General features: G+C 37.8%; 12 protein-coding genes and 1 pseudogene. 4 read left to right on the top strand and 9 right to left on the bottom strand.

Annotation, left to right across the window (positions count from 1 at the left end; genetic code table 11):
* Positions 1-71: 71 nt before the first annotated feature.
* The 6 genes and pseudogenes from ACFIML_RS07060 to ACFIML_RS07085 all read right to left on the bottom strand — a co-directional run bounded on the left by ACFIML_RS07060 (position 72) and on the right by ACFIML_RS07085 (position 10368).
* Positions 72-1697, bottom strand: coding sequence for an ABC transporter substrate-binding protein (locus ACFIML_RS07060; protein WP_375686683.1), 1626 nt, complete (start codon positions 1695-1697; stop codon positions 72-74).
* Positions 1698-3317: 1620 nt separating this feature from the next.
* Positions 3318-3908: a DNA-3-methyladenine glycosylase I gene (locus ACFIML_RS07065; RefSeq protein WP_375686698.1), complete on the bottom strand. Its 591-nt coding sequence runs from the start codon at positions 3906-3908 to the stop codon at positions 3318-3320.
* Positions 3909-3916: 8 nt separating this feature from the next.
* Positions 3917-4145, bottom strand: a pseudogene (locus tag ACFIML_RS07070) (Arm DNA-binding domain-containing protein); the annotation flags it as partial.
* A gap of 181 nt (positions 4146-4326) precedes the next feature.
* Positions 4327-5757: an exodeoxyribonuclease VII large subunit gene (xseA, locus tag ACFIML_RS07075; protein ID WP_375614729.1), complete on the bottom strand. Its 1431-nt coding sequence runs from the start codon at positions 5755-5757 to the stop codon at positions 4327-4329.
* Positions 5758-6219: 462 nt separating this feature from the next.
* On the bottom strand, positions 6220-7851 hold the full coding sequence (locus ACFIML_RS07080) for an ABC transporter substrate-binding protein (protein ID WP_375607284.1): 1632 nt from the start codon (positions 7849-7851) through the stop codon (positions 6220-6222).
* Positions 7852-8742: 891 nt separating this feature from the next.
* Positions 8743-10368 (bottom strand): ABC transporter substrate-binding protein, encoded by a 1626-nt coding sequence (locus ACFIML_RS07085; protein WP_375687754.1) that lies wholly within the window; start codon positions 10366-10368, stop codon positions 8743-8745.
* A 1094-nt stretch (positions 10369-11462) separates the two neighbouring features.
* Between ACFIML_RS07085 and ACFIML_RS07090 the strand changes: the two genes are divergently transcribed.
* A complete protein-coding gene (locus ACFIML_RS07090) occupies positions 11463-11747 on the top strand; it encodes a DUF6460 domain-containing protein (RefSeq protein WP_375607286.1) in 285 nt (94 codons plus the stop codon).
* A gap of 22 nt (positions 11748-11769) precedes the next feature.
* Here the strand turns inward: ACFIML_RS07090 and ACFIML_RS07095 are convergent, their stop codons facing one another.
* From ACFIML_RS07095 to ACFIML_RS07105, 3 genes are all read right to left on the bottom strand, one after another.
* Positions 11770-12579 (bottom strand): TIGR02186 family protein, encoded by an 810-nt coding sequence (locus tag ACFIML_RS07095; RefSeq protein ID WP_375607287.1) that lies wholly within the window; start codon positions 12577-12579, stop codon positions 11770-11772.
* Between the two features lie 2 nt (positions 12580-12581).
* The gene (locus ACFIML_RS07100; protein WP_375687756.1) at positions 12582-13502 is read right to left on the bottom strand and encodes a sulfite exporter TauE/SafE family protein; all 921 of its coding nucleotides are present in this window, start codon (positions 13500-13502) and stop codon (positions 12582-12584) included.
* 182 nt (positions 13503-13684) lie between these two features.
* On the bottom strand, positions 13685-14500 hold the full coding sequence (locus ACFIML_RS07105; protein WP_375608510.1) for a hypothetical protein: 816 nt from the start codon (positions 14498-14500) through the stop codon (positions 13685-13687).
* Positions 14501-15013: 513 nt separating this feature from the next.
* Between ACFIML_RS07105 and ACFIML_RS07110 the strand changes: the two genes are divergently transcribed.
* Genes ACFIML_RS07110 through ACFIML_RS07120 form a run of 3 tightly spaced genes read left to right on the top strand, consistent with a single transcriptional unit; the run spans position 15014 to position 18397 of the window.
* Entirely contained in the window at positions 15014-15760 is a 747-nt protein-coding gene (locus ACFIML_RS07110; protein ID WP_375687758.1) for an electron transfer flavoprotein subunit beta/FixA family protein, read from the top strand.
* A 51-nt stretch (positions 15761-15811) separates the two neighbouring features.
* Positions 15812-16732 carry an electron transfer flavoprotein subunit alpha/FixB family protein gene (locus ACFIML_RS07115; protein ID WP_375608509.1) on the top strand — a complete coding sequence of 307 codons (921 nt, stop codon included), beginning with the start codon at positions 15812-15814 and terminating at the stop codon, positions 16730-16732.
* 3 nt (positions 16733-16735) lie between these two features.
* Entirely contained in the window at positions 16736-18397 is a 1662-nt protein-coding gene (locus ACFIML_RS07120) for a 4Fe-4S dicluster domain-containing protein (protein ID WP_375615363.1), read from the top strand.
* Positions 18398-19373 lie beyond the last annotated feature (976 nt).

Consider the following 19373-nt stretch of genomic DNA (forward strand, 5'->3'; position numbering starts at 1 on the left):
ATGGGAGAATATTTTCATCATGCAATTATGATTAAGCTCTTTTTAGCTTTGATAACACTAAAAAGACACACTTATTTTTCAATTTTACTATAAAAAATACGCGGCGCACTATTCCAAACCCATTTTTTGACATCAGGTGTCATCGCTATAGCGCTATATTGCTGATAAATAAACGCATAAGGTCCTTTTTGCATCAGTTCACGTTGTAAATCAGCATAAAGATGCGCCCGTTTTTGCGGATCTTTTTGAAACAATGCTTCTTCAACTTTTTGATTCATCTCGGCATCAAAATACCCATGCTTCCAACTAGGATAGGCGGTATTTTTTGCCTCAAACCGATTATCAGGGTTATAAACAAGACGTGAAGCCATTGTATGGGGATCCGCAGAATCGTTATTCCATCCGAGAAAAGCCGTATCAAAAGCCCTTGCATTCACTTTTGAAAACAACTGTGTACCTGCCACACGTTCAATTTTAAGACGCACCCCGGCCTGTGCAGCACTATCCTGGAGTGACTGAGCAAGTAACAAAGTATAAGGAGCATTTGATACGAGAAAATTTGCCTCAAATCCATTCGGATAACCAGCCTCTGCTAAAAGCTGCTTGGCTTTTGCAACATCAAATGTAAAGGGTTGCCCCTCTTTTTCATCCAGAGCCCCAAAGTTACCAAGAGGAATAAAACTTGCCCGTGGAACACCAATCCCTTTGAGAAGTTTCTTGCCAAGACCTTCATAGTCAATAAGATAACGCATCGCCAAGCGTACTTTTTCCTTAGCAAAAATGGGATTTGTCGTATTAAATCCCCAGTACATCATAGTTGGTTCTAACACTCTATCAACTTTAATATCTGTTGTTTTTTGCAGATCTGCAAGATCTTCAGGGGTCAAATTACGAGCAACATCAATATCATGTTTTTGCAACAACAAACGTTGTGTTCCTGACTCCACAACATGACGAATGAGAATCTGCTTCAGTTTAGGCGCTTGTCCCCAATAATGGGAACTTGCACGTAACAAAAGCGCTTCTCCAGGGCGCCAACTTTTTAACTGATAAGGACCAACACAAGCAGCATGACTCTTCAAATACTGATTTCCCAGATCGCCATCTTTTTCGTGCTTCATAATCGTCTTACGATCAAGCAAAGCTGTTGCTGGACTTGCAACAATATTATTAAGAATAAGCTCTGCTGGATAAGGCTTATCAAATTTCATCACCACTGTTTTCTTATCTGGGGCTTGCAAAGCATCATCAACATTTTGCTCTGTAATTCCATATTCATTAAAAATTGCCGCATTGGTCATCTTCAATTTGACAATCCGCTTCATACCCCAAACAAGATCATTGGCATTGGCTGATCTGCCATCATTAAACTTCAAACCATCACGCAAATGAAAAGTAATCACCGTACTGTGATCATCCCCTGAAACATCCCAATGTGTAGCTAATGCCGGAACCATTTTAGCAGGATCATCCGTTGCGGTACTGACCAAACTATCACAAACATTGCGGACAATTTCACTTCCATAAACATCATTAAGTTGGGCGGGATCAAATGTACTAATTGCATCAAGGTTCCAAGCCATCAAAAGAGTATCAGCCGGTGTTTTTGCTGAAACTTGTTGTGCAACTATCCCCAGTGCTATAAAAGCAGAAACAAGAGAGCTGCTATTCTTTAATATCTTTTTCTTCAAGTTCATAAACTTTCCCCTTTATTTATTTTTTATCAATTAATGACGCTGAAATAATATAGCAAATTTATAATTATAACATTGAATAAATACGTTTTAATCGCCTATATTTCTAATCACCTATACAGAGTCATCATAAATTCATTGACTTACGTCTCAATAAACCATAGCAAACATGCAATATATGTTTTGCTAACCAGTATTACATTCTTTTCATAACATCTTTGCATATGATAATGCACTATATCAGTTCCCTATTAATCATCAATAAGCCTTGTCGCCCAAAAAAAATAGTGAGCTTTTAAAAAATCATTACGCAACAATTTATGAATTCATTATTCTATTCCTTTAGGCGATATTTAAAATAAAATATGCAAACTTTAAAAATAGTCATCCCCCTCAAACACTCAATTTCAAGATACGACGCATCTTTATTACATGACCAAAACGGCACTGAAACAGCAGAAAGACATAAGAAAATATCTTTTCTAAAACGCCACCCCCACAAAAATCTGCTTAATCTTTTGAAAACTAAGTGCCAAAAGTTTTACGTTTTTACCAACAAAACCAAACGCGTTAACAAAGATAAAGGAAAAATGAGAAGAATCATTCCCTCCACGCTTTATCTTTTGAGATAATAAAGCTTACAATCAAAAAAATATACACTAAAATGTATCTCCCCATTGATAAAAACAAAACTCATTAGACGCTCCCCCAAAGACATAACGAATATAAACCCTTCTAAACTTTAGTGTGCATCATTGCTTTACCACTATAAAGATAGAACAGAAAACAACATACCGCAATAGAACTCTCGTTTCCAGCGGAAACATACAGAGATTCAACGAAGCAATGTAGTGGATACAAACTTGCATAAGCTTCATCATCTTCCAAAAAATTGGAGCGCACACGCGGCAAGATCACACTCTAATAGAGAAAAACTATCAGATAATAAAACCTAACACAAGCAGCTTGAGTCATTTAACTTCAATTTTTCATCGCTGCATTTCATTTTTATTGCTTAGGTAAGCATTGAGCAATCGATCTATATACAAATAACCAACAGCCATACAAGCAAAGTAAAAGAATGCAACAACAGCACCCCATCTAAAAAACACTTTGCATTCGTCAATAAACATGAATAAAATATTCATTAATTATAACGGTCATGTCATTAACAGAAATAAAAACACCTCTTCTGAGACCATTACCAATGCTAAAGACTGTTGCACAACATTGAGAGCTAGTAAATGTGTGATGATGCCGATTTGTTCCTTCATAAGCTTAAAGATGGAATGCACAATGGGTTTACTATCATACTATTCACGAACAGCGTTGCAAAATGGGCTTTGGTGTAACTAGATGTTTCTTTAAAATATACAAGACATTACCATTATCTAACTCGAAATACATGACAATTAGATATCACTTCTTTTTGCATCTGTTTTTTCATCTTCAAAATTATCGCTTTGTCGTTTTGATTGCCAACAACCGTAAAAAATCATCAATCTTGTATAAGTTTGTATATTTCAATTATCTTATACAGTGGAGTGCATAATCTATACATTTATTAAATAATTCAATTATTATCCTATTAATCATTACTCTTATAAAAGAAAGTTTGCCAATTTATCGACAAAAACATCCTTCAAGATGATCATTAACAATTCCTACGGACTGCATAAAAGCATAACAAATTGTGGGACCAACGAATGTCCAACCACGTTTCTTCAAGTCTTGAGAAAGACGAAGAGAAGCAGGTGTTATGGGATGAGCCGACAGTGTTTGAAAGTCTATCTTTTCATAATGTTCTGATTGTGGTGGCTGAAAAGACCAAAAATAGTGGGTCAAGCTCCCCCACTCTGTTATAATTTCTTGTGCTCTAAGTGCATTATTAAGTACTGATCGAATTTTTCCTTGATGGCGAACAATATCTTTGTTCTGCATCAACATTTGCACCTTTAACTCATCATAATGAGCAATTTTTTCAAAGTCAAAATGATCAAATGCAATGCGAAAAGAAGAGCGTTTTTTTAAAATTGTCAACCAAGAAAGTCCAGCTTGAAAACCTTCAAGACAAATTTTTTCAAACAAACAAATATCCTCTACAACAGGCTTTCCCCATTCATTATCATGATAAGCACAATAAAGTGGATCAGTTCCAGCCCATGCGCAACGAATTTTTCCATCCACTCCCTTAAGAAGACCTTCCGCAAGCATAGCACTCACCGTAAAACAGAACGCCACCCAGTTGCACATTCACGGGCTCATTTAAAAAAACATCTCTCAAAGAGCACCCACTTCCATTTCACGGCGTCGACCATGAATGATATAACGATAAAACCATTGAGCGTCCCCATCTTTACGTTTGTGAAGAAGCAAGCCAGCACCATCATTATATTTGCCATCTCCCAATGTTGCAACAGACCTTGCATTAAAACGGTTCATAAGAGCCATTTTTAGTCCTTTCTTGTACAGTTTTTACCCTCATGGGGCCCCCACTTGTAATGTGCAAGCAAGTGGTTTTGATTGATTCAAGATACACATATTTGCAATGAGAGAATCATACGTTATTCGGAGCTCTAATTCAATATGAATAGTGCTAAATTAGCTAATATAAATCAATATGTTGTTGTATTCAAAAGAGGGTTCCTTGATCATCGCTAGACGATTTTATTTGCTTGTGTTTTGAACGTTTAGCAGAAACAGGCTCTTGTGTTGCAACACTGATATCACCATCAAAAAAACGTAAATTTATTTGCCCCGTTTCAGGAATCTGTACCAACCGTTTGATGGGCTTATTCTCTTTCCCCAAAGCCAAAACAAAGCCGCGCTCCAAAATATTCTGATACGAAGTGCTTCTTAAAAGCCTAGAGGCTACCTCTAACCCAGCCCGTTGTTTTTCAACATTGCGCACAAAAGCACGCTGAAGACGTGCAGTATATTCCTTCATATTGTGTTCTGCTTTTTCAGTATTAAGTAAACGCAGTGAAAAACGCACATCAAGTGCATAAAAAGAAAAACGTTTTTTATCATAGCTTACACAAAGAGCACGCTGCAAACGACTTGAAATTTCATCAAAACCTCGCCGTGGTAGAGCAAAAAGTTGATCAGCAGTCGGAAGAGCTCTTAGAGTAGCACGCAGTTTTTGTCGATAAAAATCAAAATAACGCGCAAGTCCCGTACGCAAACGTGCACCAAGCGATGCCACTAGCACCTCGAGATCAAGCTTAACAGGAACAGCCCGCTCTGCTGCGGCTGTGGGAGTTGGAGCGCGCCAATCAGCCACATAATCAATCAAGGTCCAATCCGTTTCATGCCCAACAGCAGAAATAACAGGAAGAGAAGAGTTATAAACAGCACGAACAACGGCTTCGTCATTAAATCCCCACAAATCTTCTAAACTTCCCCCTCCCCGCGCAACAATAAGAAGATCAGGCTTAGGAACAACGCCTCCTAAAGGCAACGCATTAAAACCTTCAACAGCAGCAGCGACTTCCCTCCCACTTGTTTCCCCCTGAACACGTACAGGCCAAACCAAAATATGCAAAGGAAAACGATCGGATATACGGTGAATAATATCACGAATAACAGCACCTGTTGGTGATGTTACAACGCCTATAATTCGGGGCATATAAGGCAAAGTTTTTTTCTTTGCTTCATCAAATAAGCCTTCTTCTAAAAACTTTTTCTTACGATTTTCAAGAAGTGTCATTAAAGCACCAACCCCTGTTGGTTCAAGAGCTTCAATGACAATTTGATATTTTGATGATCCTGGATACGTCGTAAGTTTACCAACAGCGACCACTTCCATCCCTTCTTCAGGAGGAAATTTGAGCTTTTCCATCACTCCACGCCAAATAACAGCTTCCAACCGCGCCTTATCATCTTTTAAAGCAAAATAAGCATGTCCTGAAGCATGAGCACCACGGTAACCTGATATCTCCCCACGCACCCGTACATAACCAAACTTCTCCTCAACAACACGCTTTAAAGCCCCTGCTATTTCGGAAACAGTAAATTCCGCAACATTCGTTGCACTTATTTTTTCATCAAATAAATTTGCCATTTTTCAATTCACAGAAATTGAAATATTAAGTCTTAACATTCACACAAACACATTTTTAATTTTAATGAAATTAACCTCCTCCCAACATCTCAAAGGATGGAGATTTCTACCAATCCACCGGACTAGCTTCTCACGGGGCAAGTTCCACTTGCTGACCACTCATGCGGTTTCCTGCATAGGCGCGGACAGCCCAAACCATGCCCTGTACTGATCACGGTATCTAAAAACACTTAATATGTAAAGCTTTTCATGCCTTATATCACCGCTCTAAACAACAGTGTTTTATGGCGTGATAGGATAAAAGAGCTCTTTAAATAGCGTATCTTGAAATTACATTCTATACACAACATATCAATGCGTTACCGATAAGCTTCAACGTTTTGCAAAATTCTTACCCCCCATACAAAACGCTGAAGTTATCATGATTTCATTCTTGTTGTATTTTACAGCATTAAAATCCACTTATTTTTCAATTGCACTATAAAAAATACGTGGAGCACTATTCCAAACCCATTTTTTGACATCAGGTGTCATCGCTATCGTATGATACGTCTGATAAATAAAAGCATAGGGTCCTTTCTGCATAAATTCACGTTGCAAATCAGCATACATTTGCGCCCGTTTTTGTGGATCTTTTTCAAATAAAGCATCCTGAACCTTTTGATTCATCGTTTCATCCAAATACCCATGGCACCAACTAGGATAGGCGGTATTTTTTGCCTCAAACCGATTATCCGGATTGTAAATAAGACGTGAAGCCATTGTATGAGGATCAGCAGAATCATTATTCCATCCGAAAAAAATCGTATCAAAAGCACGTGCAGAGAGTTTTGAAAATAATTGCGTCCCCACAAAACGTTCAATTTTAAAGCGCACTCCCACTTTTTTTGCATTATCTTGGAGAGACTGAGCAATAGGCAAAGCAAAAGGATAAGGAGATGCCCCTGCAAAAATATTGGCCTCAAAACCATCTGGGTAACCAGCCTCAGTTAACAGCTGCTTTGCTTTTTGCAGATCAAGTTTAAAGGGTTGTCCTTCTTTTTCGTCCAAAGCTCCAAGATTACCAAGAGGAATAAAGCTTGCCCGTGGAACACCAACATCTTTAAGAAGCGTCTTACCGAGTCCTTCATAGTCAATAAGATAATGCATCGCCAAACGCACTTTTTCATTGGCAAAAATTGGATTCGTCACATTAAATCCCCATATGATTACAGATGGCTCTAATACTCTTGCAACTTTAATATCCGTTGTAGCTTGGAGATCTGCTAAATCCTCTGGCAACAAATTACGTGCAACATCGATATCGTGTTTTTGCAACAATAAACGTTGTGTTCCAGGCTCCGCAACATGGCGAATTAAAATCTTATTTAATTTAGGTGCCTCACCCCAATAATTGGAGCTTGCACGCAACAAAATCCCTTCTCCAGGACGCCAGCTACTTATCTGATAAGGACCAACACAGGCAGAATGGCTTGCCAAATACCGATTTCCCAGATCACCATCTTGTTCATGTTTCATAATTGTCTCTCGATCCAACAAGGCAAGAGTACGACTAGTGGCAAAATGGCTAAGAATGAGCTCTGCTGGATAAGGTTTATCAAATTTCATCACCACCGTTTTCTCATCCGGTGCTTGAAAAGCCTCATCAACATTTTGTTCTGTAATACCATATTCATTAAATGTCGCCGCAGTAGCCATCTTCAATTTAACAACCCGCTTCATGCTCCAAACAAGATCATAAGCATTAGCAGAACGACCATCGTTGAACTTCAAACCATCACGCAAATGAAAAGTGATCACCGTTTTCTGATCATCACTTAAAACATCCCAGCTTTTGGCCAAAGAAGGAATAACTTTAGCTGCATTATCTTTAGCGGGGTCAACTAAATTATCACAAACATTGACAAGAACTTCATTCCCATAACGATCATTGATTTGCGCTGGATCAAATGTACTAATTGAATCGAGATTCCACCCCATCACAAGAGTATCAGCGGGTGTTTTTGCTGGAACCTGTTGTACAACCATCCCCAGTGCTATAAAAGCAGAAACCAGAGAGCTGCTCCTTTTCAATATTTTTCTTTTCAAGCTCATAGACTTTTCCTTTTAAAGTTTATTGTATAAATTTTCCACGCAACACAAACATATTTAAATAATAAAATGAGACGATACATAAACGCCTCAAACAAAGTATTCAAACTTTCAAATATCACTACTTACCAATCACTCCTCCTGCCCACCCTTATAAGCTAAACCAAAACGTGCAATGGCAAACACTTTTGCTATACAATAAACGCTTACCAGTAACAGAGCCTATTCATGAGAGCATAATGCTACGATTAAAGACTAACAAACCTCTATTGTTTTTCTCTCTTGTTAAACAAGTTTCCCCTTGTTTTTTCTGACGTTTTTTTAATGTCATCAAAGCACCCCCTGTTGGTTCAAGTGCTTTAATAACAAAAAGCCTTCATCATAATTTAACGTTTCGATCAAACAGAAAAATTCATCAATTTGCCAAGTACAACGACTTTTATTCCTTCTTCAAAAGGAAACTTACAATTTCTCATCACACCCCGTAAAATAACACCCTCCAATTGGCATCTTACCATCTTTCAAAGTAAGAAACATAGACACCATAAAAACTGATATTCCTCGTACCTTCTCCATAATAAAACTTTTATTCACCATTGCAAAGTCTTTGCTTCTTCAGCAATGCTAAAATTCCGCGACATTTGTTGCACTGATTTTTGAGCAAATAAATTTACCACTTTTCACTTCACAGAAGTTGAAATATTCAGTTTTAACATCCATACCAACACATCTTTAATGAAAATGACAGATCCCTTTTAAAATAGAAATATTCAACAACATATCCAATCATTCCCCATGATCTCCAGCGTATTACAAAGTTCTTGAACACTATGCAAAACGCTGAAGTTATTATGATTTCATTTTTGTTGTATTTTACAATATTTAAAGACACACTTATTTTTCAATTTTACTATAAAAAATTTGTGGCGCACTATTCCAAACCCACTTTTTGATATCAGGTGTCATCGCGATAACGCTATATTTTTGAAAGATAAACGCATAAGGTCCTTTTTGCATCAGTTCACGTTGTAAATCAGCATAAAGTTGCGCTCGTTTTTGTGGATCTTTTTGAAATAACGCCTCTTCAACTTTTTGATTCATCTTGGCATCAAAATACCCATGCTGCCAACTAGGATAGGCGGTATTTTTTGCCTCAAACCGATTATCAGGGTTATAAACAAGACGTGAAGCCATTGTATGGGGATCCGCAGAATCGTTATTCCATCCGACAAAAATCGTATCAAAAGCCCGAGCATAAAGTTTGGAAAACAACTGTGTACCTGCCAAACGCTCAATTTTAAGACGCACCCCCGCCTGTGCGGCACTATCTTGAAGTGACTGAGCAACCAACAGCCTATAAGGAGCATTTGAGACAAGAAAATTTGCCTCAAATCCGTTCGGATAACCGGCCTCTGCTAAAAGCTGCTTGGCTTTTGCAACATCAAATGTAAAGGGTTGTCCTTCTTTTTCATCCAGAGCCCCAAAGTTACCAAGAGGAATAAAACTTGCCCGTGGAACACCAATCCCTTTGAGAAGCTTCTTGCCAAGACCTTCATAGTCAATAAGATAACGCATCGCCAAGCGTACTTTTTCCTTAGCAAAAATGGGATTTGTCATGTTAAATCCCCAATACATCATGGATGGCTCTAACACTTCTTCGATTTTAACATCTGTTGTTTTTTGCAGATCTGCAAGATCTTCAGGGGACAAATCACGAGCAACATCAATATCATGCTTTTGCAACAATAAACGTTGTGTTCCAGGCTCCATAACATGGCGAATGAGAATCTGCTTCAATTTAGGCGCCTCGCCCCAATAATGGGAACTCGCACGTAACAAAAGAGCTTCTCCAGGGCGCCAACTGCTTAACTGATAAGGACCAACACAAGCAGCATGACTTTTCAAATACTGATTTCCCAGATCGCCATCTTTTTCGTGCTTCATAATTGTCTTACGATCAAGCAAAGCTGTTGCTGGACTTGCAACAATATTATTAAGAATAAGCTCTGCTGGATAAGGCTTATCAAATTTCATCACCACTGTTTTCTTATCTGGGGCTTGCAAAGCATCATCAACATTTTGCTCTGTAATTCCATATTCATTAAAAATTGCCGCATTGGTCATCTTCAATTTGACAATCCGCTTCATACCCCAAACAAGATCATTGGCATTGGCTGATCTGCCATCATTAAACTTCAAACCATCACGCAAATGAAAAGTAATCACCGTACTGTGATCATCCCCTGAAACATCCCAATGTGTAGCTAATGCCGGAACCATTTTAGCAGGATCATCCGTTGCGGTACTGACCAAACTATCACAAACATTGCGGACAATTTCACTTCCATAAACATCACTAAGTTGAGCGGGATCAAATGTACTAATTGAATCAATATTCCAAGCCATCACAAGGGTGTCAGCGGGAGTTTTTGCTGAAACCTGTTGTGCAACCATCCCCAGTGCTATAAAAGCAGAAACAAGAGAGCTGCTATTCTTTAATATTTTTTTCTTCAAGTTCATAGACTTTTCCTTTTAAAGTTTATTATATAAATTTCCCACACAACAAGCACATGCTTAATAATAAGGTTAGATGATCCATAAGCGCCTCAAACTAAAGTATTAAAACCTTCAAACAACACCACTTACCAACCACGCCTTCTGCCCATACCTATAAGCCAAGACAAACCAAAACATGCAACAACAAACACTCTGACATACAATGAATGCTCCCCCATAACAGAGCCATTCATGATGTCATAACGCCTACGATTGAAGATTATAAAACCACTATTTTCTCTCTTTTGTCGGGCAAGCGTGTCTCTTCTTTCCTCTCGTCTTTTTATGCCATCAAAAGACTCTTCCTCGTTAGCTTAAGCGCCTTAATAACAAAGAGCTTTAATAACAATTTGATATTTTAACAAAACAGGAAAATTCATCCGTTAACCGACATGAAACGCCTCCCCCTATAAAAGGAATTTTGAATTTTTCCATAATCCTCTGCCAAATAACAGCTTTTAAATTATATTTTATTTCTCAATAAAAGGAGCATGGGCACCACCCCCTGATATTCTTTTACAGCACCCGCACATAACAAAACTTTTTTCCACATCGTATTTTAAATACCTTTGCTCCTCTAACAACACTTACTTCATTGCTTACATTTTTTCAGCAAAAAATATCTTTTCAATGCACTAAGGTTGAAATACCTAAATATAATACCTATATAAGCATACCCTTATCAGAATAGATAGTCTTTTTTTAAGTAAAATGCCTTGAAATATTATTTCAATACACAACAATAATAAATCCGTTATAAAATCTTCAATAGACTAGAACTCTTATCCTAATACGAAATATCGAAACGCTACAAGAACTCCCCTACAAATTCTCAGAAACGAAAGGATATCTCTTCATTTAATGAAAAAAGCGCCATGAAAATATCGCAAAAAAGCAAGAGAACGTGCGTATATTTTAAAGCACTGATATTACACCAGTACTAAAGTGATGCACTCCAAAAAAGTAAGAAAAAATAAAAAATCTTTCTCCTTTATGACAATGACATCACTGTACTATGATGATACAATAAAAAACAAGATATTCGAAAGTATATTAAAATGAACCGAAAGAAAAAATTGTCAGATTCTTTTCGTGCTTTTCTTGGAGGCACATTAAGCCACCATGTTAGTTTAAAATTGCTCATCCTTTCATTTTTTATTGGCATCATAATGAATTTTTTGGGATGGACACCCAAAAGTCTCATACAGAAAATTATAGATTTTTTTCAGTCTCTATGGGCAACAGGATTTATAACGCTCACAAACTTCTTTCATATCACCATGACGGGAGCGATTGTTGTTGTGCCTATCTTTCTTATCTTACGCATTTTTCATAAAAAATAAAAGCCTCAACATTTTCCTTGCGCTAGTCTTTTCGAAAAATCAAACGACATAAAAATCCTGTGGTAACAGCAATGATCACCGCAACAATAGCATATAAGAAACGATACTTATGTGCTGCGTAAAAAATTGTATAAGCGATATGTGCTTTAACAATTTCAAGAGTCGTTGTTGTACTATCAATAAACTGACCATCACGAAAAAGATAAGCACGAACCTTATAATGTCCAACAGGAATATTGGTTGGTAAACGAAAATGTGCAGTAAAAAGCGTGTCAGAACCAAAACGAACACCCCCTACTTCCTCATAATAAAGGCTTTTGGCTTTTTGCAGTTTTATAAGTTCATCGCGAAAGATCTGTATTTTTTTCTGATCTTTTTCATCCGTCTGCAATGGCAAATAAAGTAATCCTAACCCCAAGCGTTTATAATCTTCAACACTCGTAATATCGTCAATTTCACGTGTTGTGACCATAGAGTAAAAAAGAGGAACCTTTTTAAAAATAAGAGAATCTGTATTAACCCAAACACCGGCATTACGTTTTTTTTCTCGCATCACCATTGTCCGCTCTTGTCCCTCCAAGCTCACAACAACATCATAACGGTTTTGTCGAGCATATAACGGATCAATATTTTCCAAAACACCAGCAATATAAAGATCACGACCAGCAAAATTTGCATCCACAGTAATCGTATTTGTTGTTACGATAATTTGAACAGTTTCGTGATCAACTTGATCAACGAATGTCGCTGTCGTCCCAACATGTGACCATGTAGAAAAAGAAACAAAACAAAAGCAACTTGTAATGATGCATAAAGAAAATAATCTACCCATTTTTATCTCATAAGAATATCCAGAGAGAAAAGATTATCGGGGCGTATAAATAATTGAAAAGCAAGACGCATACACACAATCAACACCAAAAACGCAAGTGCCATACGCAATTGTTCCGCCTTTAACTTCCGTCCAGCCCGTGTTCCATATTGCGCACCAATACTTCCTCCCAGCATTAATAAAAAAGCCAGGACAATATCAACGGACTGATGAGTCATACTTTGTAAAACTGTCGTGAAAGAAGACACAAATGTGATCTGAAAAAGTGAAGTTCCAATCACCACATTGGTTGGAACACGCAGAAGGTAAATCAATGCTGGTACCATAAAGAACCCCCCACCAATTCCCATAATAGAAGACAACAACCCTACAATGAGACCAATCCCTAAAACTGGAATAACGCTGACATAGATCATAGATGTCCGAAAACGCATTTTTAACGGTAAGCGATGAATCCAGTTATGTCGACCAGCAAGACGAATATTGGCTTTTCCTGCCTTACGCTTGCGCATCATATCATACCAACTTTCAACAATCATCAAGCTTCCTACACTTCCAAGAAGAATCACATAAAGAAGAGAAATCATTAAGTCTAATTGACCTATTTTTTTCAAAACAGAGAAAATCTGAATCCCGATTAAAGATCCCCCCCCTCCTCCAATCGCCAAAAGAATACCAAGTTTGATATCGAGCGTACGTCTTCTAAAATGGGTAATCGCTCCTGTTACAGATGACGCAATCATCTGATTTGCACCTGTTCCAACAGCAATAGCAGGAGGGATATTATAAAAAATCAATAAAGGAGTGATAAGAAAACCGCCCCCAATTCCAAAAAGACCAGAAAAAAAACCAGCAACGACTCCCATACCAATCAAAATCAGCATATTGAGAGACATTTCAGCAATTGGTAAATAAATACTCACTTACAGAACCTTCAAGATAATCTGAGGCTTTTTAACAATTGAGAGAATCTTTCTCCAATTATCCTCTTTTCCAATAATCTCTGTTGCGTGTTTAAAAGGATAATTTTAATTGCTATACAACTTTCGCATAATCCACGAATGCGCAATACATTTCATATCTATTAACATCAACATCATAAAAACTAAAAAAAACGCGCTCCTTTTAAAACGCTGTAAAGACATAACGTTATCGCTACCATAAATGCAACGGTTAAAAAACAAAGAACACTTTTTTTTACCAAATGAGATAAAAACGAAACACTCTCTTGAGACTGCGCCTTTAAAGAAGAAAAATCGTTCTCAATGCCACGATTAGGTGCCTGAATACCCATATCCTTTTTTTCTATCGAAGCACACTCTACGGCTCCCTCAACCTTTTTAAAAGAAGGCTTCATAGTATCACTTGGCAAAGAGCCTTTATTTTCTTTCTGCGCCACATTTTTAACATTTGTTTGGAGTGGAATTATACCGTTTTGTCTCGAAAAATTTTGAACCTTTTGAAGTGATAAGCGTTCTTTATTTCCCTCATATTCCATATGAGCAAGTTTTTGTACAACAGAATCAGGTGATTTTGAACGAGACACCGGTCGTGTTACCGCTGCTTCTTCTAAGCTCTTTTTTTCACTCTGTAAACTTTGAACAATTGTTTTAATCTGCTCTAAAGATTCGAAAAGCTTTTTTTCTCTTTGACGACGGATATAATATTCAGCCAAAATGGCCCGACTAATATCATCTAAGTAAGATTTAAAATGCTCTTCTAAAGCCCCCTGCTCTATCAAAGAACGGGAAGAATGCTTCATTTGCATTTGTGCATGAACAGTGCGTAATTTTTGAGCAATATCCGACATCGTTACATCCATAGGCGCATCCGTTCTCTCCTTCTGTTCAATAAAAGAAGAGAATTTATCATTCCTAACCTGATTGATCGGCTGGTTGATCGTATGACCCTTCGTATTCACAAACGCTTACCCCTCATTAACCTTTTTGAAAAGAATCGCACAAATGATGAATAAAGTGTGCTCTATTTTAGTAAATAGAGCTTTAAGAACGCACAAAAACTTTTTTGTTATAAATATTTCGCCCCAATCTTTATTTAAAATATTTGAAAGAAAAATCTCTATTTTTTTGTCCTCAAGATTTGAAGAGCAAAATCATTCCCCCATTTTTATTTTTTTCACTTAATTTTTTCATTGCCTAAAGCCCCTGATGCGCCATCATAAACAGAGCATATAAAATGAAAAAAATATTCTCATAAGACAGAGTGATTTTTTTACTTTTTATTCAAGCAAATAAGGCAATTATGGCAATGCAGAAGATATGAAGATTGAAAATGACAACAAGAAAGTACAAGTAAACGTAAAAAAAGCTTATATGAAAGAAAACACAAGTTATAAATAAGACTTCATTCTAAACAATTTTGTTTCTTATGACTATTGCTATAAACTTGTAATCATACAACAAAGAGGATCATCATGAAAATAATTGTCGCTATCAAACGTGTTGTTGATTATAACATCAAAATACGTGTCAAACCCGATAGCACAGGCGTTGATCTGTCTCACGTAAAAATGTCTATGAATCCTTTTGATGAGATAGCCGTAGAGGAAGCAATTCGCCAGAAAGAATCCGGTAAAATTTCAGAAGTTATTCTTGTTTCAATCGGACCAGAAGCAGCCCAAGAAACTCTACGAACAGGAATTGCAATGGGGGCTGATCGCGCACTTCTTGTCACCACGGATCAAACACTTGAACCCTTAGCAATTGCTAAGGTTCTCAAAGCCATAGTTGATGAAGAAAAACCTGATATGGTCTTTTTAGGAAAACAGGCGATTGATGACGATAGCAACCAAACAGGACAAATGCTCGCCGCTCTTCTTGGGTGGGGACAGGCAACTTTTGCCTCACATCTTAACATAGAAAATGGGCATGCTACAGTTATTCGTGAAGTTGATAATGGAACACAAACCCTTTCTCTTCCCCTTCCCATGGTTATGACCGCCGATCTACGGCTCAATGAACCGCGCTACACCTCTCTCCCTAATATTATGAAAGCAAAAAAGAAAACCATTGAACAAAAAGCGCTGACTGATCTTGGCATCGATACGAAAGCACGCTTAACAATTTTAAGCGTTGAAGAACCCAAACCCCGTCAATCCGGTATTAAAGTAGCTAATGTAGGAGAGCTTGTCAGTGCGCTAAAACAAAAGAACTGCATTTAATATTCTCTCCACTAGAGTAAAAGCAACACTTACATAAAAGGGTAAAAACTTATGGCAATTCTTTTACTGGCCGATCATAATACAGAAGAAACAGCAAAAGTACTCACCGCTGCACGCGTACTCAGTAATGATATCGATATTCTGGTTTGCGGAGAAAAAATTCAAACGATAGCGGAAAACAGTGCTAAACTTGATGGTGTGCGGCAAGTTCTTATTGCAAAAGCAGACTATTTAGCCCATCAACTTGCCGAGCCTATGGCAGATACAATTCTCACGTTAGCAAATGATTATGATGTGATCATGGCAGCATCCAACAGTACTGGGAAAAATGTGATGCCGCGCGTAGCAGCTCTTCTTGATCTTATGCAAATTTCAGATATTACCGCCATTCTTTCACCCGATACCTTCAAACGACCAATTTATGCAGGCAATGCATTTGAAACTGTACGAACCAATGATTATAAAAAAATTATAACAGTTCGCACCGCTTCTTTCACCCCAACGCCTTCCCAAAATAATTCTGCTCCCATTAAAACAATAACACCAGCTCCCAATCCAAATCTTTCTTCTTTCGTAAAAGCAGAGACAAACAAAAGTGATCGTCCTGATCTCACCTCAGCCCGTGTTATTATATCAGGCGGGCGTGGTCTTGGTTCTCAAGAGAAATTTATGGCCCTGCTTCTTCCTCTTGCAAACAAATTAAATGCTGCTTTAGGTGCCAGCCGCGCAGCAGTGGATGCAGGCTATGCTCCCAATGATTGGCAAATTGGACAAACAGGAAAGGTAGTTGCCCCTGAACTCTATATCGCCGTTGGCATTTCCGGTGCAATCCAGCATTTAGCCGGTATAATGGATGCACAAATTATTGTTGCCATTAATAACGATGAAGAAGCTCCCATCATGCAAATTGCCGATTACACCCTTGTAGGTGATCTCCACCAAATTATTCCAGAATTGGAGAAAGCTTTATAAGCCATGAAAACACCTCTACATGACCAACGTGAAAGTATGGAGTTTGACATAGTCATTGTCGGAGCAGGACCTGCAGGGCTTTCTGCCGCAATTCGTTTGAAACAAATTAATCCTGAGCTTTCTGTCACAATTGTTGAAAAAGGGACCGAAGTTGGTGCCCATATTCTCTCTGGCGCAGTTATTGACCCCATTGGTATCGATACACTCTTACCAGAATGGCGAAATGACAATGATCATCCCTTCACGACCCCTGTTACCCATGACCAGTTTTTTTTTCTAAAGCCTCAAAAAGCTACAATATTTCCCAATATTCTGCATCCCAAAATCTTATCAAATGACGGATGTTATATCGTTTCGCTTGGAAACGTTTGCCGCTGGTTAAGCAAAAAAGCTGAAGCATTGGGTGTTGAAATCTATCCCGGTTTTGCCGTAACACAGATTATCCAAAACGATAACAAAGCGATTATTGGTGTTCTCACCGGTGATATGGGGCTTAACAAAGATGGAACTCCTGGAAAAAATTATATGCCTGGTATGGCTTTATTGGCAAAATATACTTTAATTGCGGAAGGAGCACGCGGCTCAATTGCAAAACAACTGATACAACATTTCAACCTTAGCAAAAATCGTGAACCACAAAAATTTGGTCTTGGTCTCAAAGAGCTCTGGGAAATTGATCCCAACAAACACCAACGCGGTTTAGTACAACATTTCACGGGTTGGCCCTTAGACAATAATACCGGTGGTGGTGGCTTTATTTATCACCAAGAAAACAATATCATTTCTGTCGGTTTTGTTGTGCACTTAGATTACAAAAATCCTTATCTTTCTCCCTTTGAAGAATTTCAACGTTTTAAAACACATCCAAAACTCTATAAAATCTTTAAAGGTGCAAAGCGTCTTTCCTATGGTGCACGTGTTATCAGCGAAGGAGGTTGGCAATCTGTACCAAAACTCACCTTTCCTGGTGGGGCACTTATTGGCTGCTCTGCTGGATTTGTCAATGTTCCTCGTATCAAAGGATCACACAATGCCATCTTATCTGGCATATTAGCTGCCGATAAAATCGCTACCGCTCTTGCTCAAGGGCGTGCCCATGATGAGGTTAAAGAAATCGAAGAACAATGGCGAAAAGGGCTCATTGGCAAAGATCTTTATAAAGTGCGAAATGCCAAACCGCTCTGGGCAAAATATGGGACAAAATATGGAATTAAACTTGCTGGTTTTGATATGTGGTGGCAACAACTGTTCGGATTTTCCTTATTTAAAACACTCTCCCATGGAAAGGAAGATTATGCATGCCTTGAACCAGCAGAAAAATTTCAACCCATTTCTTACCCAAAACCAGATGGCGTTATAACCTTTGATCGCCTTTCAAGTGTTGCCCTTTCCAATACGCATCATGAAGAAAATCAACCTTGCCATTTAAAAATAGCCTCATTAAAAAAGCAAAAGGACTCTGAATATGCAATCTACGGAGGACCTTCCACAAACTATTGCCCCGCCGCTGTCTACGAGTGGCTAGAGGATAATGATCATCTGACTTATATGATAAACGCTTCAAATTGCATACATTGTAAAACATGCGACATCAAAGATCCGAACCAAAATATCACTTGGATCTGTCCGCAAGGCAATGAAGGCCCCTTCTATCCCAATATGTAATTTCCCAATGTATAATCATTGTTCATTCTCCTAAAATTGAAATATACAAAACGCAATGGATAAAAATATTTCCCTCAGATCAGAAATCTATCAATTACCTTCCTGCATACGTTCTTTCACAATGTAAAAAGAACTCTATTCTCAATATAAAAGACTCTCTCCACCGTATAACTTTTTTCAATAGAAAAACATAACATATTTTTATAAAAAATTTTTTATCTTAATAACAAAACAAGAATGAAGATATCTTAACCATTCTGCTATAAAAATACAGACTCTACTCTCAACAGTCTGTACAAAGACAAAGCTGTAGCTCCACTTTGCTCCCTCCCCCATGATTCAAAATGTTTTTAGCCTCCTCATAAGAAAACTCAATCGTTTCAAAAAGCCAAGAATAAAACCCATGGAGATATGCTTCGAGTTTGTTTTATCTCCTATCCTTTGCCAAACAATTTTCACTAAAGAAGACCACGGATGAATGTAGAAAAAATAAAATATTGCATACACAGAGCATGCTTATTTAATCAATCTCAATATGTTTCTACTGATAAAGACAACCCAAAATCTGAGTATCACATCAACTTTTTACGCTCAAATCAAGGGGGGGCTATACATTGTCTTGCATCTAACCTTTACAGATGTAATGCAAAGAATGTGTAAAAACACCATAAGAATAAAAAGCCATAAGCGCTATCATTATTGGAAATAATATCTGACAAAGCCCAAATGTCTTTCCAATTCATGACCATTCTATTACGCGTTTTATAGCGTATTTTCTTTATAAAGCTTGTACTTTCGCTGTAACTTGTAAATCAACATCCAAATCGAACACAAGCGGCATATATGTTAAGAAAGATAAAGGTGAATGAAAGCGAGTCATTCCAGCTTTTGTATCCTGAGCAAAAATCTTGCATATTCTATTTGAGTAATTCCTGAAACGAAAAGACTGCTTCATTGAGTAAGAATATGAAGTCTG

Source organism: Bartonella sp. AC62GZZY (assembly GCF_042196525.1).
GTDB lineage: Bacteria > Pseudomonadota > Alphaproteobacteria > Rhizobiales > Rhizobiaceae > Bartonella.